Below are 260 nucleotides of genomic sequence, written 5' to 3'. Positions count from 1 at the left end.
CCGCCGGCGAAGCCTTCTTCGGTCACTTCGGTCCAGCGCACGCTGGGGCTCCACAGCGACTTGAGGCCCGAGCGGTCGACGCCGGAGATGTAGAACACCTCGTCGTTGATCTGGCGCAGGGTCTCCATGTAGTCCCTGGTGAAGATGTCACCGTCCCTGGCCTCCACCGAGATGCGCACGGTGTTGCCCAGGTTCGCCAGGTCGTTACGGTGTTCCATCATCTTTTCGATGAAGGGGTGCTTGAGCGGGATCATTTTTTC

1 protein-coding gene is annotated in these 260 nt (G+C 60.8%); it reads right to left on the bottom strand.

Features of this window, described 5'->3' with window-relative positions:
* Positions 1 to 260 (bottom strand): hypothetical protein (locus tag AC0608_RS13810; RefSeq protein ID WP_478289478.1); only part of this gene is annotated, 260 nt, incomplete at both ends.

Source organism: Flavobacterium sp. GNP008, assembly GCF_056428965.1.
The sequence above is the reverse complement of the archived record's forward strand: the minus strand, read 5'-3'. Positions and strand labels throughout refer to the sequence as shown.